Annotated in this window: 16 protein-coding genes and 1 pseudogene; 12 read left to right on the top strand and 5 right to left on the bottom strand. The window is 41.6% G+C overall.

The features are described from left to right. Nucleotides 1-59: 59 nt before the first annotated feature. Nucleotides 60-1,208 carry a methionine aminotransferase gene (locus tag MJ764_RS08355; protein ID WP_239326106.1) on the top strand — a complete coding sequence of 383 codons (1,149 nt, stop codon included), beginning with the start codon at nucleotides 60-62 and terminating at the stop codon, nucleotides 1,206-1,208. A 46-nt stretch (nucleotides 1,209-1,254) separates the two neighbouring features. After that, nucleotides 1,255-1,768: pseudogene (locus tag MJ764_RS08350) on the top strand (ClbS/DfsB family four-helix bundle protein). Between the two features lie 427 nt (nucleotides 1,769-2,195). Here MJ764_RS08350 and MJ764_RS08345 read toward each other — a convergent pair. Both MJ764_RS08345 and MJ764_RS08340 read right to left on the bottom strand, forming a co-directional pair. After that, nucleotides 2,196-3,098, bottom strand: coding sequence for a tyrosine-type recombinase/integrase (locus MJ764_RS08345; protein WP_239326105.1), 903 nt, complete (start codon nucleotides 3,096-3,098; stop codon nucleotides 2,196-2,198). Further along, complete coding sequence (locus MJ764_RS08340; RefSeq protein ID WP_239326104.1) at nucleotides 3,099-3,530, bottom strand: acyl-CoA thioesterase; 432 nt, start codon at nucleotides 3,528-3,530, stop codon at nucleotides 3,099-3,101. Between the two features lie 169 nt (nucleotides 3,531-3,699). On the opposite strand from MJ764_RS08340, the gene MJ764_RS08335 reads away from it, so the two are divergent. Next, nucleotides 3,700-4,152: a universal stress protein gene (locus MJ764_RS08335; RefSeq protein ID WP_239326103.1), complete on the top strand. Its 453-nt coding sequence runs from the start codon at nucleotides 3,700-3,702 to the stop codon at nucleotides 4,150-4,152. 109 nt (nucleotides 4,153-4,261) lie between these two features. On the opposite strand, the gene MJ764_RS08330 is transcribed toward MJ764_RS08335, so the two are convergent. Then, entirely contained in the window at nucleotides 4,262-4,891 is a 630-nt protein-coding gene (locus MJ764_RS08330) for a TetR family transcriptional regulator (protein ID WP_239326102.1), read from the bottom strand. 312 nt (nucleotides 4,892-5,203) lie between these two features. On the opposite strand from MJ764_RS08330, the gene MJ764_RS08325 reads away from it, so the two are divergent. The 9 genes from MJ764_RS08325 (at nucleotide 5,204) to drt3b (ending at nucleotide 17,029) form a co-directional block, all read left to right on the top strand. Continuing rightward, the gene (locus MJ764_RS08325; RefSeq protein WP_239326101.1) at nucleotides 5,204-6,433 is read left to right on the top strand and encodes an efflux RND transporter periplasmic adaptor subunit; all 1,230 of its coding nucleotides are present in this window, start codon (nucleotides 5,204-5,206) and stop codon (nucleotides 6,431-6,433) included. A 12-nt stretch (nucleotides 6,434-6,445) separates the two neighbouring features. Then, entirely contained in the window at nucleotides 6,446-9,658 is a 3,213-nt protein-coding gene (locus MJ764_RS08320; RefSeq protein ID WP_239326100.1) for an efflux RND transporter permease subunit, read from the top strand. Next, complete coding sequence (locus tag MJ764_RS08315) at nucleotides 9,655-11,145, top strand: efflux transporter outer membrane subunit (RefSeq protein ID WP_239326099.1); 1,491 nt, start codon at nucleotides 9,655-9,657, stop codon at nucleotides 11,143-11,145. The genes MJ764_RS08320 and MJ764_RS08315 overlap by 4 nt, the downstream gene beginning before the upstream one ends. A 263-nt stretch (nucleotides 11,146-11,408) precedes the next feature. Continuing rightward, the gene (gene rpmB, locus MJ764_RS08310) at nucleotides 11,409-11,642 is read left to right on the top strand and encodes a 50S ribosomal protein L28 (protein ID WP_037406798.1); all 234 of its coding nucleotides are present in this window, start codon (nucleotides 11,409-11,411) and stop codon (nucleotides 11,640-11,642) included. A gap of 26 nt (nucleotides 11,643-11,668) precedes the next feature. Further along, complete coding sequence (gene rpmG, locus MJ764_RS08305; protein WP_025329834.1) at nucleotides 11,669-11,824, top strand: 50S ribosomal protein L33; 156 nt, start codon at nucleotides 11,669-11,671, stop codon at nucleotides 11,822-11,824. Between the two features lie 115 nt (nucleotides 11,825-11,939). Beyond that, a complete protein-coding gene (locus MJ764_RS08300; protein ID WP_239326098.1) occupies nucleotides 11,940-12,167 on the top strand; it encodes a SlyX family protein in 228 nt (75 codons plus the stop codon). A 667-nt stretch (nucleotides 12,168-12,834) separates the two neighbouring features. After that, nucleotides 12,835-13,497, top strand: a complete 663-nt coding sequence (gene tenA / locus MJ764_RS08295) for a thiaminase II (RefSeq protein WP_100149374.1) — start codon at nucleotides 12,835-12,837, stop codon at nucleotides 13,495-13,497. A gap of 235 nt (nucleotides 13,498-13,732) precedes the next feature. Continuing rightward, entirely contained in the window at nucleotides 13,733-15,016 is a 1,284-nt protein-coding gene (gene drt3a / locus MJ764_RS08290) for an antiviral reverse transcriptase Drt3a (protein ID WP_239326097.1), read from the top strand. 6 nt (nucleotides 15,017-15,022) lie between these two features. Beyond that, nucleotides 15,023-17,029, top strand: coding sequence for an antiviral reverse transcriptase Drt3b (gene drt3b, locus MJ764_RS08285; protein WP_239326096.1), 2,007 nt, complete (start codon nucleotides 15,023-15,025; stop codon nucleotides 17,027-17,029). A gap of 616 nt (nucleotides 17,030-17,645) precedes the next feature. On the opposite strand, the gene MJ764_RS08280 is transcribed toward drt3b, so the two are convergent. Both MJ764_RS08280 and MJ764_RS08275 read right to left on the bottom strand, forming a co-directional pair. Further along, complete coding sequence (locus MJ764_RS08280) at nucleotides 17,646-19,574, bottom strand: M48 family metallopeptidase (RefSeq protein WP_239326095.1); 1,929 nt, start codon at nucleotides 19,572-19,574, stop codon at nucleotides 17,646-17,648. 221 nt (nucleotides 19,575-19,795) lie between these two features. After that, on the bottom strand, nucleotides 19,796-20,137 hold the full coding sequence (locus tag MJ764_RS08275; protein WP_239326094.1) for a hypothetical protein: 342 nt from the start codon (nucleotides 20,135-20,137) through the stop codon (nucleotides 19,796-19,798). Nucleotides 20,138-20,466: the final 329 nt, after the last annotated feature.

Raw genomic sequence — 20,466 nt, 5'->3', positions numbered from 1 at the left:
ACAAATTTATTGTTAATTTAAGTATGTATCTATATGATGTTTATTTTTTTCTGGTGTAAATGATGTTGACTCTGGATTCTAAATTACCAGCGGTGGGGACAACGATTTTTAGTGTGATGTCGGCACTGGCGGCACAATATGGCGCGCTGAATTTGTCACAGGGATTTCCTGATTACGCGGTTGATCCGAAGTTAATTGGGCTGGTTGAGCATTATTTAGCTGCTGGTGATAATCAGTATGCGCCGATGATTGGTGTGGCTGTATTACGTGAGCGCATTCAGGCGAAGTTTCAGCGGGTGCATGGGCTGACAGTCAATGCTGAGCAGGAAATTACGGTTACTGCGGGGGGAACTGAGGCGATTTTTACGACTATTGCTGCGCTGATTCGCCCGGGTGATGAGGTAATCAGTTTTGAGCCTGCTTATGATTGTTATGCGCCAGCGGTAACTTTGTTTGGTGGCAAAATGATACCAGTACGGCTGACTGCGCCGGAATTCGCTATAGACTGGGATTATGTTAAATCATTAATAACGCCGCGTACGCGACTGATTATTGTGAATAATCCGAATAACCCGGCCTGTCGGGTGTTCAGTATGGCTGACATTGCTGCTTTGGCAGAGGTGGTGCAGGACAGTAATGTTTTTGTGTTAAGTGATGAGGTGTATGAGCATCTGGTTTTTGACGATATTCAGCCACATACGCTGTTAAAACATCCGTTGTTGCGCGAGCGGACTTTTGTTGTTGGTTCGTTTGGCAAGCTGTTACATGCAACTGGCTGGAAGGTAGGTTATTGTGTGGCTGCGCCGGCACTCATGGCTGAATTTCGCAAGGTGCACCAGTTTAATGTGTTTAGTGTGCATACGCCCACGCAGTATGCTATTGCCGATTATCTGGCCGATGCGTCACACTATGAAAATTTAGGCCGGTTTTTCCAGCAGAAACGTGATTTTCTGCTGGCCGGTTTGCATGATTCGCGCTTTAGGGTATATGTGCCTCAGGGAACGTATTTTATTGTGCTGGATTACAGTGCCATCAGTTCTGCGCCAGAGAATGAGTTTGTGCGTGAGCTAGTGATTAAACATCGGCTGGCCACAATACCTTTGGCGGCATTTTATCATGATGGTTTTAGCCAGCAGTGTGTACGGGTATGTTTTGCCAAGCGACAGGAAACATTGCAACAGGCAGTAGAATTATTGTGCGCGGTATAGAACAGAATAGTTAGAAATATGCAGAATAGACCACAGGGAGGAGACTATGGCAATACCTGAATCCAAAAAATGAATTAATAGAAGCGATAAATAAGAATTACGCATTGTTAATCAAAAAATTGATGTCTGTTCCTGTGCAAAAGGCATTTGAACCTCTTATGCAAGGACATGTTAAAGGCAGTACGATGAGTGTCGCACAATTGGTTTCTTATTTAATTGGCTGGGGAGAATTAGTATTGTCTTGGCATGTTCAGGAAGAGAAAGGGCAGGAAATCATTTTTCCTGAAGTCGGTTTTAAGTGGAATGAATTAGGACAATTAGCGCAGAAATTTTATTATGACTACAAAAATATAAATGATTATAATGCGTTACTTCGTCTTTTGGACAAAAATAAAAATGACATAATCAAGCTTATTGAAGGCTTTAGTAATGAAGCTTTATATGAGGTTACTTGGTATGGTAAATACACGCGAGGACGAATGATTCAACTGAATACATCTTCTCCGTATAAAAATGCGTCCGGTCGATTGGCGGCATTACTTAAAAAGCTTGGTAGTTGAGTTGTTCAGTTTTTTTAAGCGGAATTTAACTAGGTCTGACTGGTTAATAAATAATGGCAAATAGCTGAAACAGTTCGAGTTGAAGAGCATGTTTTTCTTTTTATTACTCGGAATAATACCCAGCCTATTATATTTAAGCCCTAATTTGTTATGTTCTTTGTGGTCATGAAAACTACCAGATCAATGAGCATGGAGTAAGTAATATCTGATGCTGTAAAATAATTAAAATGGCATATTTTAGTGTGGGTTTGTGTGCATCTACCATAGTCATTGACATAACGTTGCCCAGACAAAGAATGATTTTGGTCAGTTTTGCTAAGCAGTATCTCGTGCACTGGGAATAACTGTCCCAGAAAGTTCAGCAAAACAATAATGGCAATTATGGATTGGGTTTGACTAAGTATAAGCAGATTCAGATATCAAGTGGCTATTTGTTACGACGTTTGGCACGGGGATGGGTGCTGTCATAAATTTGTGCCAGATGGTTGAAGTCCAGTTTGGTGTATTGCTGGGTGGTGCTGATAGATTTATGACCAAGCAGCTCCTGTACGGCACGGATATCGTGAGCACTTTGTAACACATGGCTGGCAAAACTGTGCCGCAGCATATGCGGAGATAGGTGGCGGTCACTGTCGTGGGTAATCGACCAGACATTCAGGCGATTCTGGATTTGGCGTGTACTCAGGCGTGTGCCACGCTTGCTGGTAAAAACCGCATTCTCGCCGGCAACTGCGTAGCGGTGAGGCAAATAGCGCTGTAAGGCCGCGATACTTTTTTGCCCTAAGGGAACCTGACGCTGTTTGTTGCCTTTACCTTGCACATGTACCCAGTGTTCATCCAGCATCAGATGGTGTAAATCCAGGTATACCAGTTCGCCCAAACGTAAACCACTGCCATACAGCAGTTCGAAAATGGCCTGATCGCGCAGCGATAAGGGGTCATTAGCAGTAGGCTGGTCAAAAGAGTGATTGAGTTTTTCTGCCGGTACCGCTTTGGGTAAGCGGGCGCCGGCTTTTGGTGCTTTAATGTTGCTGGTAGGATTGGTGCTAATTTGCCCCTGCCGTTGCAGAAAATTAAAGTAAGTACGCCATGTGCTGAGTTTGCGTGCCAGTGAAGCAGGCTTATCACCCATGCCACTGAGCTTTTTCAGTGCGCCAACCAGATGCAGACGGGTAACGCAGGCAGAAGTAAGGTTAGCGGGCAAAATCTGACTTAGCTGAATCAGATCACGACTATAGGCAGTGCTGGTTAAGGGTGATAAGCCGCGCTGCTGTAGGTGCTGGAAAAATTCATTCCATAGTATCCAATTCGGAGGTGGTGCTGGCTGCATTTAAAGACTCTGAGCAAGGGCGTTGCGAAAAATTTCCGGCGTGCGGCTGATACGCTGGCGTTGGTAGTTAAAAAAGGCCATGCCAGTTTTTACCATGGCAATAGCTGCGCCATCATTGGCTCGGCGAATGCGGTAAATCAGGCTGAAACCAGTATTACTCAGGTCGATTATACCTAAATCAAAGTCTAGATCGTCACCATAAAAGCTCTGTCCCTGAAATTGCAGAGCTGCATCCAGCATAATCAGGCCGGTGCCACCCACATCCATTTCACTAAAGCCTAAAGAAGCCAGCAAACGCAGGCGTGCTTCATGGCACAGGCGCAGTACAGCATCATTGGCCAGATGGTTACCGTAATTAATGTCGCCGATATGGACACTGATGCGGGTATGAAAGAGCCAGTGTTCAGGTGGTTCGATATACATGCGGTTCATGGATTATCCTTACTGAGTTCAGGCCAGATGGTAGCAGTTTTTGCAACAGTCTGTGGCTGGCTGGTGTTTGCACCAGACAAATTTGTGCTAAGCTTTGCTGGTATTTTTCTGGTTATATTGCTGTTTTTCAGTTTATTAGATCATGGTTTGTTGAGCAGGGAGTATAACGATGTATCACAAAATTATGGTACCGGTAGATGAAAGTGCAGCCGCTATGCGAGCGTTGCAGGAAGCAATCATGCTGGCCAGATTGTGTAATGCTGTCTTGCGTGTGGTTAATGTTGTGGATCTGGCGCAATTTAGCTGGGGTGGGATAGGAGCACTGCCTTCTGAAGACGTACGCAAGGCAGTGAATGCTGCTGGCAAGAAAGGTTTGGAGCAGGCAGAAAAACTGCTTACAGAATCTGGCTTGCAGTATGAGATTGAGGTGGTGGAAAGCGCCGGTGATAAGGTGGCCGATATGCTGATTCAGGAAGCCACCGAACATAATGTAGATTTACTGGTGATGGGTACCCATGGTTTTAGTGGCTTTATGCATATTCTAATGGGATCGGTAGCGGAGGGTGTTTTGCGCCAGTCGGATATTCCGGTGATGTTATTACGAGTACGTGATGATGATTAATTAACTGCCAGCAGTTATCAGTTAGGCCAGACAGTACAGGCAATCGCCATAATTATTCCTGTCTGGCAGTGTGGCATTTGTGCTTTAAATTGTCATGTTTGCCGGCAAGTCATTGGCGCAGATTCGGGTTATGTTGCAGTGACTCAAGCGCAATATTAATAAAATTGGGGGCTATGCTTGTAATATCTATATTATGCGGATCAGTTAGCCATAAGTTGGTCAGCCCTATGAACAGTGCCTGAAAGTACAAGGCAGCCTGCTGAATATTGATGTTGGCTGGCAGAATATGTTGCTGGCTGCACACCTGAAAAACAGCACACAAGTTCTGCCACCATAAATTTTGGTATTTTTGCAACAACGCAACTATGGCACTGTTGTCTGTAGTGTGCTCACAATTCAGATGCAATATATAGCAGAATTTACGGTAATTATGGTCAGTAGCCATGCGCTGAAACATCTGTTTTAACGCCTGCATCAGATTGTTTAATGCATTTGGAGAGCTGGTGTCGATATCATGTTGTAGCTGCTCGCTCAGTTTGCTGAAAACTTGTTGGAATAACGCATCAAACAGGTCTTCTTTATTTTTAAAATGCCAGTATAAAGCACCACGGGTCACACCGGCTGCGCTGGCAATCTCCTGCAATGAAGCACGGCTTACACCGCGCCGATAAAATATATCCAGTGCCGCAGCCATGAGAGCCTCTTTAGTTTGCAGGGATTCCTCTTTGGTCTTGCGCATAATAAATTTCCGTTAATCTGTAAATTAAATTTAGGCAAATCTGTGCTTAATCCATATTGGCATAGATTATTTTGATTAAAATAACTAAAGTATTAAATTTATTACATCTGGTATACATACATTGTTGCATGTATAATGCGCAGCGTAAAGCTATTTTTATTTTATCGTCTGTTGTCGCATTGCAGACTGCCTGATATTTCTGTTCCGGCCGTTCGAGGTGTCGACATCGGCGCTATTTGTGTCATATTTTTTAGCGCAACAGAGTACAAATTCATTTAATTTTTAATTATATATGCACATATTGAGGTGAGTATGGGAACGAGTCGAAGAGCAGATAAATGGCGCATTAGTGCGATAGTACTTGCTAGTGCGCTGGCATTAGCTGCCTGTGGCAAAAAAGACAATGCACCAGCGCCACAAGCGCCAATGGTCAGCGTGCTGACTGTACATCCGGAAACAGTAACTGTAGATACCGAGCTGACCGGCCGTTTAAAACCGATTCGCGAGTCAGAAGTACGTGCCCGTGTTGCTGGTATCTTGTTGAAACGCTTATTTACAGAGGGCACCTATGTTAAAGAAGGGCAGCCACTGTTCCAGATTGACAATGCGCCTTATCTGGCTTCCCTGCAATCTGCCCGTGCCAGTTTAGCAACCGCACAGGCCAATGCAGCCAAAGCTGATGCCGACGTTGTCCGCTATCGTCCGCTGGTAGCCGCCAATGCCATCAGCAAACAGGAATTTGATCAGGCGATTGCACAACAGCGTCTGGCACATGCACAAATTGACAGTGCACAGGCTGCGATTAAATCGGCACAGATTAATGTAGGCTATGCCTATGTACGTGCCCCGATTTCAGGACGTATTGGTAAGGCATTGGTTACCGAAGGTGCACTGGTTGGCCAGAATGATGTTACTAAGCTGGCTTTGATTCAGCAAACCCATACCTTATATGTTGACCTGAACCAGACTGCCGCACAGGCAATGAAAATCCGTCAGGATATTGCTGCGGGCAGAATGAAAACCATCAATGGCGCCGTCGAAGTGGCCATCAAGCTGGATGATGGCAGCGAATACCCACAAAAAGGCCGTCTGCTGTTTACCGACATGACAGTGGATGAGGGCACTGGCGAAGTTAAAGTGCGTGCCGAAATTCCAAATGATAATGATATGCTATTGCCCGGCCAGTTTGTACGGGTAGAAATTCCGCAAGCTGAAATTCAGAATGCCATCGTATTGCCGCAGCAGGCAGTAACCCGTGGTGCCAGTGGTGATACCGTGACTGTGGTTAATGCCGATGGCAGTCTGGCTATTCGTCCGGTAACTGTTGTACAGCAAAAGGGCACAGACTGGGTAATCAGCGGTGGCTTGCGCGCTGGTGACAAAGTGGCGATGGATGGTCTGGCACTGGTGCAGTTAACCGGTGCGAAGAAAGTTCAGACTCAGCCGTGGAAACCGGCATCAGCCAGTGCACCGGCAGGAGCTCCTGCTCAGGCAGCTTCTGCACCCAAGGCCTCTGCGGCATCTGCCTCTCAGGCCAAGTAAGGAATACGTAATATGTCACGATTTTTTATTAACCGACCGATTTTTGCATGGGTGGTGGCGCTGTTCATCATCATTGCCGGTATAGTGTGTATTACCAAGCTACCTGTTGCTCAATATCCAACCGTAGCACCGCCCTCTATTACCCTGACCATTGCCTATCCGGGTGCCGATGCCCAGACTATTGAAGATACCGTATTGTCGCGTATTGAACGTGAGATGAATGGTCTGGAAAATCTGGACTATATGGAGGCCAAATCGCTGTCCAATGGTACAGGTACATTAACCTTAACTTTCTATCCGGGTACCGATGACGATATCGCCCAGATGAATGTGCAGAATGCCCTGTCACGGGCAGAGCCACGTTTGCCAGCTATGGTGAAACAGACTGGTGTACAGATTGCCAAATCACGCAGTAACTTCCTGATGGTAACCATGTATACCAGCGATAATCCCAATCTGACACCGGCAGACATGGCAGATTACGTGGCACGTAACATTCAGCCGGAATTGCAGCGTATTGATGGTGTCGGTAACGTAATGGTGTTCGGTTCCGAACGTGCCATACGTATCTGGCTGGATTCAGACAAATTGCGCAGTGTCAATCTGACACCGGCAGCAGTTAATGCTGCGGTAGCTGCACAGAACCAGCAGATTTCTGCCGGCAGTCTGGGTGCCTTGCCTTCTCCTGACAATATTCAGACTACAGCGACCATTGTCGTTCCCGGCCAGCTAAAAACAGTTGAACAGTTTGAAAATATTATTGTCAAAGCCAATACCGATGGTTCACTGGTACGCCTGAAAGACGTTGCCCGGGTAGAGCTGGGTAAACAGGATTACTCTACTGGTGCGCGTCTGAATGGTAAAGACGTGGTAGGTGCCGGTATTCAGCTAACCTCCAAAGGTAATGCACTGGCAACAGCCAATGCAGTTAAGGCCAAACTGGCTGATTTGCAGAAATATTTCCCGGCTGGCATGAGCTGGTCTGCACCGTACGACAGCTCTACTTTCGTGAGTATTTCCATTGAAAAAGTGGTACATACACTGGTAGAGGCCATCGTACTTGTATTCCTGGTAATGCTGCTGTTCCTGCAAAACATCCGCTACACCCTGATTCCGACCATTGTGGTGCCGATTGCCTTGCTGGGTGCCTTTTCCATCATGTATTTTGCCGGCCTGTCGATTAACGTACTGACCATGTTTGCCATGGTGCTGGTAATCGGTATTGTGGTCGATGATGCCATCGTGGTGGTGGAAAACGTTGAGCGTATTATGGCGGAAGAGCATTTACTGCCCAAACCGGCTACCGAAAAAGCCATGGGACAGATTTCCGGTGCCGTGGTAGGTATTACCGTGGTACTGATTACCGTATTTATCCCGATGGCGTTTTTCTCTGGTTCTACCGGTAATATTTACCGCCAGTTCTCCATCGTTATGTCAGTGGCCATCTTCTTCTCTGCTTTTCTGGCACTGTCTTTGACACCGGCTCTGTGCGCCACTTTGCTCAAGCCGATTGCCGAACACGAGGCCGAGAAAAAGGGCTTCTATGGCTGGTTTAACCGCAAATTTAACAGTGGTACCAAAAAATACGAATCCAAAGTCGCCTATGTACTGCATCGCAGTGTGCGCATGTTTATCATCTACGTCATTATTACTGGCTGTGCACTGTTTGTAATGGGACGTCTGCCGACTTCATTCCTGCCGGAAGAAGATCAGGGTTATTCTATCGGTTTGGTTCAGTTACCACCGGGCGCTACCCAGCATCGTACCTTGGAGACATTCAGGAAGATGGAAGATTTCACCCTCCATCAGCCTGAAGTGAAAAACATGGTATCAATATTGGGCTTCAGTATGACCGGTCAGGGGCAAAACGTAGGTTTGAGCTTTCTGGTACTGAAAGACTGGTCTGAACGTGACGGCGCAGAACACAGTGCCAATTCACTGGCCAAACGCATTACCGGCGCCATGATGGGTTCGGTTCGTGATGGTTATATCTTTGCACTGGTACCACCATCCATTCCTGAACTGGGTACCAGTACCGGCTTCAGCTTCCGTCTGCAGGATCGTGGTGGTAAAGGCCATGAAGCATTACTGGCAGCACGTAACCAGCTACTGGGTATGGCACGTGAAAGCAAAGTGCTGACACAGGTACGCCCGGATGGCATGGAAGACGAACCACAATTGCAGATTGATATCGACCGTGATGCCGCCAATGCACAAGGTGTATCATTCAGTGATATCACCACTGTATTGAGTACTGCGCTGGGTTCCAACTACGTAAACGATTTTCCGAACAAAGGGCGTATGCAGCGTGTGATCGTGCAGGCTGATGTTGCCTCTCGCATGACAACGGAAGACCTGAGCAAACTCACAGTTAACAATGCACAGGGACAATCCGTACCCCTGTCCGGCATCATGAAAACCCACTGGATCACCGGTCCGGCGCAAACTGTTCGCTATAACGGCTATACCGCCATGTCTATTACCGGTAATGCCGCTCCGGGTTACAGTACTGGGGATGCCATGGCCGAAATGGAAAAAATGGCCAGCAAACTGCCGGATGGCTTTGGTTATGAATGGACAGGCCTGTCCAAAGAGGAAAAAGACGCCGGTAACCAGTCTACCGTCCTCTATATGTTCTCCCTGCTGGCAGTATTCCTCTGTCTGGCCGCACTGTACGAAAGCTGGACAATCCCATTGTCTGTCATGCTGGTCGTACCGCTGGGTTTGCTTGGCGTGGTATTGGGTACATGGCTGCGTGGCATGGAAAACGACGTCTATTTTCAGGTGGGGCTGATTACCGTAATTGGCTTGAGTGCCAAAAACGCCATTCTGATTGTGGAATTTGCCAAAGAACTGCAAGAACAGGGTAAATCCCCGCTGGAAGCTGCACTGGCTGCTGCTCACCTGCGTTTCCGCCCGATTCTGATGACCTCTATCGCCTTCATCATGGGCGTAGTACCGTTGTATTTCGCCAGTGGTGCTTCTTCTGCCAGTCAGCGCGCAATTGGTACCAGCGTATTGTGGGGGATGTTAGTAGGCACCTGTCTGGCCTTATTCTTTGTGCCCGTGTTCTATTCAACTGTACGTAGCCTGTTCAGCAGAAAAAAGAACGACAAAGATAGTAATACGCCTGACAATGGCAAAAACCTGCCGATTACTGTAAACAGTGATGGCAGTGCCACCGTACAGCCAGCCGACCAGACAGACAAAGAGGATAAAGCATGAAACACATAGTAAAACCTACCCTGCTGGCTGCATTAATTGCCGGGGTAATGTCTGCCTGCTCAATGGCACCGCGCTACCACCAGCCGCAAGTAGAAATGGCAGAAACCTTTCCCCGTGCAGCCGTCAGCGACCAGCAGGCAGATGCCGTGGCAGCGGCCAATCTGGGCTGGCAGGATTACTTTGCTGATGAACGTTTGAAACAGATTATCAGTCTGGCCTTGACCAATAACCGTGATTTACGTGTGGCCGCCTTAAACGTAGAAGCGGTACGTGCACAATATGTTATCCAGCGTGCCGACCGTTTGCCGGCGCTGGGCGCTACTGGTAATGGTGGCCGTTCCCGTGTCGCGCAGGATTTAAGCGCCATGCGTGATGCTACTGGCCAGCAAACCAGCTATATTGCCGAATCATATAATGTTGGTCTGGGCGTTACCGCATTCGAGCTGGATTTGTTCGGGCGAGTAAAAAGCCTGTCTGATGCAGCCCTGAATCAGTATTTCCAGCAGAAACAGGTGCGCGATTCCACCCAGATTAGCCTGATAGCCAGCGTGGCCAAAGCCTACTTTAATGAACGCATTGCACGGGCACAAATGGATTTATCCAGCCACGTACTCATGTCACGTGAAGAAAGCAAACGCCTCACTGACCTGCAATTCAAAGCGGGCGTGATTTCACAGGTAGAAGTAGATGTAGCCGAAGCGCAAATCGAAACTGCCCGTGCAGATTATGCAGCAGCTAAACAGGCGCGTGATCAGGCGCATAATGCCTTAACCTTGCTGGTAGGCAAACCACTGCCAGATGACCTGCCCGCAGCAGCGCCATTAAGCCGGCAGTTTGTTAATGCAGAACTGCCAGTAGGCTTACCGTCTACCATTCTGTATCAGCGGCCGGATGTGCGTGCAGCCGAATTTGCGCTTAAATCTGCCAATGCCAATATTGGCGCTGCACGGGCAGCATTTTTCCCGCGCATCAGCCTGATTGGCGGCATTGGTTCTGGCAGCAACGATATTGGCCATCTATTCAATGGTCCAAACCGCACATGGAGCTTCACACCACAGATCACCCTGCCTATTTTCACTTGGGGACAAAACAAAGGTAATCTGGATTTGGCTACTGCGCGTAAAAATATCGCCGTGGCACAGTATGAGCAAACAGTACAGGCTGCTTTCCGTGATGTGGCTGATGCACTGGTAGCACGTGATTCGCTTAAAAAGCAGTATGAAGCGAAACTGCGTGGCGAGCAGGCACAAACCAACCGTTACAGGCTCACCCAGCTGCGTTATAAACACGGCATCGCCAGCTCACTGGAACAGCTAGACGCCGAGCGCGACAGCTACGCTGCTCAGCAGGCATTGCTCCGTACCCAGCAAACCCTGCTGGAAAACCGTGCTGATATCTATAAAGCATTGGGTGGTGGGCTGAAACAGCAAACAGTAGCACCTGCTGCAAACACAACCGTAACCACCACAACGACAACGGTGCAGTAATTGTGACCTCAGTCAGGATGGCTGGCTGCATTGTTCCAGCTATCCTTTTAGCAGCGCGAGCAGTGGCTGAAAATATAGCACTGGCTACCATCTGAACGTATCAGTCAGACAGTGCACGGACAAGGCTATAGCAGCCAATGCCTGATTTAACAGCAACATTTTTACCTGCTCGTGCTATACAAAATGATTTAACCCTTGAATAGATTCCGCTTTTCATGGTATAAATCGCGTTTTACAAAATTATTAGAAGTTTGGAGTTAACCATGGCACGTGTATGTAAAGTGACCGGTAAGCGCCCGATGAGTGGCAACAACGTGTCACACGCCAACAACAAAACCAAACGCCGTTTCTTGCCTAACCTGCAATCACGTCGTTTCTGGGTTGAAAGTGAAAACCGTTGGGTTCGTCTGCGCGTTTCTAACGCCGCTCTGCGCACCATCGACAAATTAGGTATTGAAGTAGTATTGGCCGACCTGCGCGCTCGCGGTGAAGCTTAATCATATAGTGATTTAAGGATAGAGCAATGCGCGACAAAATCAAACTGGAATCATCTGCTGGTACTGGCCATTTCTACACCACTACCAAAAACAAACGCACCATGTCTGGCAAATTCGAAATCAAAAAATTCGATCCAGTAGTGCGTAAACATGTATTGTACAAAGAAACCAAACTGAAATAATTGTTTCATACTGGTTTGAAAAACCTGAGCAGTTTATTGCTCAGGTTTTTTTCATTATAGATAATAAAACGCAGATCAGATTTACCGACTAAATAGCCGCACTATGGAAAACAACATGCATGAAGCACATATGGAATTACAGCACCGCATCGAAGAGCTGGAAATACAAAGCGCATTGCAGGAAGAAACCATCCAAAGCCTGAGCGATACCATAGCCCGGCTGCAACAAACCTTAGATTTACAACAGGCACAACTGCGCCTGCTTTACCAGCGCCTGCCAGACAGAGCAGATAGCGGTGGCGAACCATTTAATCCGGCAAGTGAAATTCCGCCACATTATTAACGGTATTAATTATTCAGCTATACGCTAATATGTTCTACTTTTTAACTTTGGTATTAAGGTGAATGGTTTTTTACAGGTATTTTTTGGTTTTAATAATATGCAAATAATGTAATAATTTTTAAGGTGAAAAATAAGGAGATGTATAGTAGTGTGTGGATATATCGCTATATCCTCATCAGAGTTTGGGATAACTATAGCTAATTGAGATCCGCCGTTCAGGAAAGGTTACTTTTGAGAAAAGATACTCAAAAGTAACAACAACACCTCCTTATAGCCCTAACTTTACCATACTTGATTCATCTTGTGTCTGTATTTTAATAAGAAAGTATATTTTATTTAGAATATACTAAAATATTTTGTAAAGACATATAAGATGTGCTAAGAAAAAGACACAAGCACTATGGATAGTGCCTAAATGTATGAAAAAACCTTAAGCTAATAACTTTCAAACAAAATTATGTTGAAAGGGATTATAATGATTAAATATAGTTTGATCAGGCTTAATCTGAATCCTCAATAATTGATTTGTTATCTCAATATCTGGCTAAGATTACACCTGCTGAATCTGATTTGGTTAATACAGATGCAGGGAATATAAAATAAGCTTTTTTATTGGTAAGACTATTTTATTTTACCTCTTGATATATTAATTATTAATGGAGCGCTCATGCCGTCATTTCAATCGCTTATTGAGTTTTGTCAGGATGACTGGAATCGCTATATCCAGCATGATTTTGTACAGCAATTGGGCAAGGGCACGTTAGATAAATCCTGCTTTCAGCATTATTTAAAACAGGATTATCTTTTTTTGATTCAGTTTGCACGTGCATGGGGGCTTGCGGTTTATAAAAGCCATGATATTTTTGAAATACGGCAGGCTTTAGCCGGGCTTAAAGCTATCGTTGAGATTGAACTGGATTTACATATTCAGTACTGCAAGCAATGGGGCATAAGCAAACAGGAGCTTGATAATCTGCCGGAAGCTAAGGCCAATATCGCTTATACGCGTTATATGCTTGATGCCGGACAGCAAGGTGATTTGCTGGATTTGCATATCGCACTGGCGCCCTGCCTGATTGGCTATGGTATGCTTGCGCGCTGGATTCTGGAACAATCATGGTATCTGGCACATAATAATCCTTATCAGAGCTGGATTGAGATGTATACAGGTGATGAATTTCATGCAGCCATGCAAACAGAGATTAACTGGATTAATCAGCGGTTGGCCAATATTGATTCGCAGCGTTTTGAGCAGTTGGCAAAAATTTTTACCAAGGCAACGCGATTAGAGGCTGATTTCTGGCAAATGGGACTGAATAAAAGCATTTAGTGATAAGTAACGTCGCTTATCTATTAATACTGTAGTGTGTAAGTCAAATAATGTATCGCTGTCCAAAGTGATAATTCAATATAGTTGAACTAAACAATTAATTTATTTAAAATTAATGACATCAGCCAACGCTGATTAATCTAATCTTAGAATTGTATTAATATACTTAATTCATATATAAATATGTGAATATGAGCAAGACAATGGATAATTTGTTTATTGGGCGAGAAAAGATATGGAGAAGCAGGCTTTTTCTGAAATAACATTGAGTCAGATTCTAAGAAAATTCTTTCCAAAAGAAAGTGTTAATAATCAGCAGGATACAAATACGTGCAATGCCGTTAAAATGGCCTTAGAACGCATTGAAAATAAGTCTTTATTTGATGAAGATTCTATAAGTTCTTTTTCACTGAAAAATAATACTGTATATCAGTTAAATAGCCTTGAAGCTAAGATAATTGAGCGTAAAATTATTCTCAATCTGAAACAAGTATTTAATATTCAGACTGTAAGCAGAGCTGCAATAGTACAAAGATTAAAACTGATTCTTGCTGAATGTGTTCCTTATATGGTTTACCGTTTGGATATAAAGCAATTTTTTGAATCTTTTCACTCGGAGGTTATTGAGAAAACAATATATAATGATATTAGATTAAGTCCTCAAACTAGAAGATTAGTAAAAGACTTGTTTGGCCGTTATAAATCTCTTAAAGGGAGTGGATGTCCGCGAGGATTGGCCATTAGCTCTGTCATCACAGAAATTTTGATGCAAAATTTTGATGCTGCAATCAGGAATCTATCCAATTGTTTTTTTTATGCACGCTACGTTGATGATATCATAATTATCATATCAAAAACGGAAAATACTAATGAGTTTAAAGGTAATATTGAAAAATTATTACCGATGGGGCTAAAATTCAATGAGCAAAAAACTAAAATTGTAGATATTTTAAAAAATAAAGGCAACGATAATTCATTTAAAAACAAAGGGAAAACACAGAAAAGTACAGTGGTGCAAACTAAAAATAATCCTTTTGAGTATTTAGGATATAAATACATAATATGTGAAGAATTAGAAGAAGGTAACAGAAAAATTATTGTTGATATGGCTGATAAAAAATGCAGTAAATATCAATTTAAAATTATTCGTGCATTTTATGATTTTTATAGAAACAAAGATTGTAAATTATTAGAAGACAGAATTAAATTTTTAACCTGTAATTATAAAATCACAAAAAATTATGGTAGTACTGAAGTACTGGCTGGAATTTATTTTAATTATCCTGAAATTTCAGAAGAACAAGTTGAACAAGGTAATTTAAAGAAGCTGGATAAGCTATTACAAGCCATGCTTTTGAGTAATAAATCCAGATTAACAAAATTAATATCGCCTTTGTTGAAACAAGAAATAAAGAATAATCTGATTAAGTACAGTTTTGTACAAGGTCATAAAAAAAAGACTTTTATTAAATTTGATCCAAAACGGCTTGCTGAAATAAAAAAATGTTGGGAGCACTGAGACACAATGGCTAAGGAAAATTTTTTTATTAAAAAAGGTAATTACGATAGAGTATTGTTAACTGAAACATTACCTTATGAAACTCCAATTATTTTTTCAAATGAAGGCTTATATAAGCAACTCAAACTTGCAGTAAATAATTGTGAGAAAAAAGATAGTTTTAAAAAAAAATTATTAAATGAATATATATTAAAAGAAAGAAAAACGACTAAACCTTTTTTTTACCAGATTAGAAAAAATGAGCTTGAATTTCGCCGTTTAGCATTACTGCATCCTTATAGTCAGAACCAGATAAAGAAATTTTATCAAAAATACGATCAGTTAATTATTTATTTTTGTACTCTAAGTCCTGCTTCATTAAGAAGTCCTAAAGCTGTAGCTAGTAGATTTTACATTAATAATCCACGAGAAAATAAGTATCGAACTAAAACGCAAAAAGTAACTCTACTTGATGATGACATCTATACTAAACATATGCTGTCTTATTTTGCTTATCATGGTTATACGCGGATATATAAATTTTATAATTCAAAAGAATATTTTACATTGGAAAGAAAATTTCCAGTACAAATGACTCTTGATGTTTCAAAATGTTTTGATAGTATTTATACTCATTCCATAGGCTGGGCTACTAAAAGTAAGGAATTTATAAAGAGTAATCTAAACAAATATAATTTTGGAGATAAATTTGATAGTGTGTTGCGTTCTGGAAATGATAATGAAACAAAAGGTATAGTTATTGGTCCTGAAGTAAGCCGTATTTTTGCAGAAATAATTTTTCAGGAAATTGATGTTACGGTAATCAATAATCTAAGGAAAGAAAATTTAAGCTTTGATCGAGATTATACTTTCAGGCGCTATGTGGATGATGTGTTTATTTTTGCACGCACAGAAGAAGAAACCAAACAAATATATACAGAATATGTATATATATTGTCGAAATTTAATTTGCAGGTTAATGAAGCAAAAACGACTGTTAGTCAACGTCCGTTTGTCAGTACAAAAACCAGATTAATTCATGAGGCCAAAAAAATTCTGGACACCTATTTTGATAAATTGGTGGAGAAAGATAATGATGGGGGAAAAGTTCTGGCCAAAATAATATACCCTGAAAAATTTCTAGTATCTTTTATTGCCGCTATTAAAAGTCTTTGCATCCAAAACAAGATGAAATATGATGATATAGCATCGTATATTATCTCTGTGCTTGAGGGATGGCTGTATAAATTAACAAAAATACATCGAGAACCGGAGAAAGCTGAGTGTGGTAAATATTCGGATACTAGCCACCAATCTAAACGTGATGATAAACGGGATATCGATAAGAATTATTATAATGCAATGAGTTTTATTAGTGAGGCTGCATTTTTCCTATATGGTGTAGCTCCTACGGTAAATTCTTCATACACATTAAGTAAGATTATTATTCATATGATTGATTCTGTAGCAGCGTATATTCCGTCGTTTAAAGAGGCAATAGAAAATCAGATATATCATCTTACCTGCCAGTTATTTTTATCTAAATCGAAACGGTCGTATATTGCACATGGTAAGGTAGTTTATCTGGAACTACTGAATATTATGTTAGCTGTAAGAAAATTGGGTAATCAATATCAGCTACCAGAAAGTATGATAAAAGAAATTTTCTGGCAGGATAATTATAATGATTATTTTTCAATAATATCCATTTTGTATTATATTAAAAATAATACTGAATATGATAATTTACGAGGGATAATAATAAAATATATTCAAGAAAAATTATCTGAAATGAATGATCTGGAATCAAATAGTGAAAAAATTCACTTGCTCTTAGATACTCTCAGTTGTCCATATATTTCACGTAAAGTGCGTACTAAGTGGGTAAAGGATGTTATGAAAAAAATTGGCTTTAAAGCTAATGCAGAACAAATTACAGATGAAATGGAGTCATCTTACTGGTTTGTAAATTGGTCGGAAAAAGTGGATTTAATGAATTTTCTAGTGAAGAAAAAATTACGTCAAGTATATTGATTTATATCTATAAATCAATATAAAGGTTTAATCTTTAGATTTGCAATATTCACTTTGTACAACTGCTAAAACGCATAGGCTATAGCTATCTACCTAGGCAATTAGATTAGAGCGAAAACTTGGACTTGCTGATTAACCATAGAGCAAATCATGACAATTGTGACAGGATAACTTGCCTACATTTCTGTACCCAAGTTTTACGCACCTTTATATGCTAGAGCTTTTATAACTTCTTCCTGAAGTTAAGGTTTTAAACTAGACTTAACAAACATCAGTTTAAATCTACGATTTTTTTGCCTCTAATTTCTTCAAGCCTTTGCCATCCTTAATTTTCATACTATTATATTTTTTGTCATTTATAAAAATTTTAGTTATCCCTGCCATTTTTTCGACAAAGAGTCTTAACCAGAATACCAATTTCAGCTTCTTTTAATATAATTACAATTTGCTTCCCCAATTATTTTTTAGGTTTAAATCCTCAGTGAGTTAATGACGAGAATTTTCCACCTTTTTGCTGCACTATTTCAAAAGGTTGTAATAAAGATTTATTCACAAGTATGATTTACTTTTATACGCACTAAAAAATCTTCTGCTAACTGCTGTTGCGATGTATTGATTATTCTTTGTTCTGCGTAAATAGTTGCAGTTCTAGTCGGGCTGTAGCTGTTATTATATAGTCTGATATTAAAGGGGCGCAGTCTGGTAAATTTATTTTGCCTTTGATTTCATAGGCAGTTATCTGGATATGATTATTTTGTCTGTTGTATTTTATTTTTGCTCCGCCGGATTTAAATGTGCCCGGGTTAAATGCAGGACTGAGATAAATATCTAGTTTTTTGTATATAGCTTCATTTATCTGATAATGGATTATCTGCTCCCAAGGGATGGCTTTTTCGAAGCAGGGGAGGACTAATCCTTGCGGTGTGATGGTAAGCAGTGGCGAACCAATACATTGATACATTTTGTAGCATCTGCGTAAACATAAAATACTGATTATTGAAAGGATAATGACGGTTATTAGCCATTCAGAATCGTGTTTTTCATCAGCTATTAAAAAGGCGTATGTTATTAAGATAAACAGGCTTGCCAGTAAGGATCGCAGCAATAATCTGATAATCCCACCCTGTTTTATGGTAACGGTTTGCTGATGATTATTAATGTGTTTTTTTAGATAGTTAATATTGGTTTTTGCTATCTTCTGTATATTTTTTTGGTAATTTGCTTGCAGTGCGTTTGCTTCATGACTGAACAGCTCTGTTAGCAGTGAGGTGGGGCTGATGCTGATGAGCAAACCACACAGGCGATTTAGTTCGCGATATTTAATGGCAGATAGCCGTTGAGCTAAAGTCGGGTGGGTGTCGTAAACAGAAGGTTGCTTTTTTAGCAGTTTGCTAAGTGATGGTATTTCTGACTGTGCTACATAGTGAGTAACATAATCTAAAGGCAGATGGGTTGTATGTGCGTTATGGTAATAATTGTCCAGTGCCTGATTGATGGGCACTTGCAGAAGATGTATTTTACTTAACGCTAAGGCAAGGTACTCTTTGGGGATGATTTTTAAAGCATTTGAATCTGCTCTATATTCTCTGGAACAATTCCATTGCCGTATTGCTCGGTTGAATGAACAGTAAAAATGTTTGGATAACAGGTATGCCGGATAAAATAAACGGGATCGGGAAAAAGAAGTAATTGCTTCGGTTAATCTGTCAATCTGACGATAAAAGTTTTTAGGTAGGCTCAGATCATTGCTGGCAATATGGCTCAATTCATGCGCTATTATGCTGCTTAACTCGGCTAAGGTTAAATAATTGATATAAGTACTATCGAGATATAAGGTATTTCCAGTCAATATGGTTTGGCGCGGATACAGATAAATTGTTTGATTACTTATTTTAAAGCCATGTCCTATGTAAAATACTATATTGTCTGGCATAACGTTTAATTCAAGCTTCTGAGCGATTTGCCTAACCAGTTTCCATAGCTTGGGATTGGTTTCTGGTGTGATAAGTATGCCGTTTACGCTGGCTTCTTCTGTGACATCCGGTTTGTTATAAATTGTCCAAGTGGAAAAGCATAATCCTGCCACGGCAATCAGGCCAATGGCTAACTTAAGCAGTATGACACCATCGGTGAGTATAAAAAGACTGCATGAAAAAGACAGAAAAAGGCTGATGGGCAATATCAGTAGAATAATGCGCATAATGTGTGAGGCACTGGTAAAATTGGTGCACAACTGTTTTCCAGATTTACCTGCTTTTCTGCCCAAGCGTTGAATGAGGAATAAAGCAATCACCCCGGTAAAGATACACACGCCGCCGCTAAGTATGCCACCCATGGCGAGTGGTTTGGCATACGTAAGAGTGAAATTATGCTGTTTAATCTTATTTTTGATTTCACAACGCTGGCAGTGATTATTATGGGTTTCAGGCTGCTGTAGCAATGCTTGCCGCTGTAATGAAAGCTCAATGATTTCCTGATTGATGCTCTCAAGCTGTTGTGGCGAGGGATAGAAGTGAAAGCTTAGGCGAATGCTGATAAGTGGCAATAAAATGATGAAAAAAAAAGATAGATTCGCTCTTTAAGCGAGAATGTATAAGCTGCGGTGTTTTTATTCAAGATAATCACCCTATTACTTTTTTCTGCACTTCTGTGGAAATCGGGATTATTAGCCAGCCAATAATAATTCAGAATCGATGATTTACTAAATTAAATTTATTTTAACCATTCTGCGGCCTAAAAACAATTCAATTGTACCTGCTATGTTTCTCATATTTGATTAAATTTATTTGCTTGGTCAGTACCGGCATGATTATCCGGTTTTGCGCTTCCGTTATTGAGGATGGCGGATAAGTCACCATCATTTGCCAGAAAATCAAAAGTCTGTACTGTGGGTTCGATAAGAGTCCAAAGTACTTCTTTATGATTGAGTCCCTGATCTGTTTTTAATTTGATCAATCCGTGTCCGTCCAGATAGAGGAGGTTGCCCAAAACATGGTCTTGGCTATGTTGTGCTATAAGCTGATCAAAAAAATCCTGTGATGAGGGATTGGGAAAACAATCGGTTAGTTCGGTAAGGATTTTATGCTGGAGAGCACGGTCAAGTTGCATGATTATCTGGGGTTGTTTGGTGGATATGGGATTATCTGCCATTGTATTGGTATATTGGCATTATTCGTTAATAGCTACAACCTACAACTTTTTGGCTATGTATGGAGAAGATATTAATGGGCAGTATTTATTCTGCTGATTATGTCATTATTGGATAAGCATTTAAGCATTGGTTACTGTAAGAGTAAATTCAGAATATAAGCTAAATATAAAGGGCATGTATTTTTATGCATGAATACCAGCCTTATGCTTTTAAATATTTGATTTTTTTAATTTTGAATGGATGATATTTTCGGCATTGATGATGGCTTTTGTCTGTTATGAGTATG

The sequence above is a fragment of the Snodgrassella gandavensis genome (genome assembly GCF_914768025.1).
Classification (GTDB): Bacteria; Pseudomonadota; Gammaproteobacteria; order Burkholderiales; family Neisseriaceae; genus Snodgrassella; species Snodgrassella gandavensis.
Note: the sequence above shows the minus strand (reverse complement) of the source record. Positions and strands in the feature narration are given on the sequence as shown.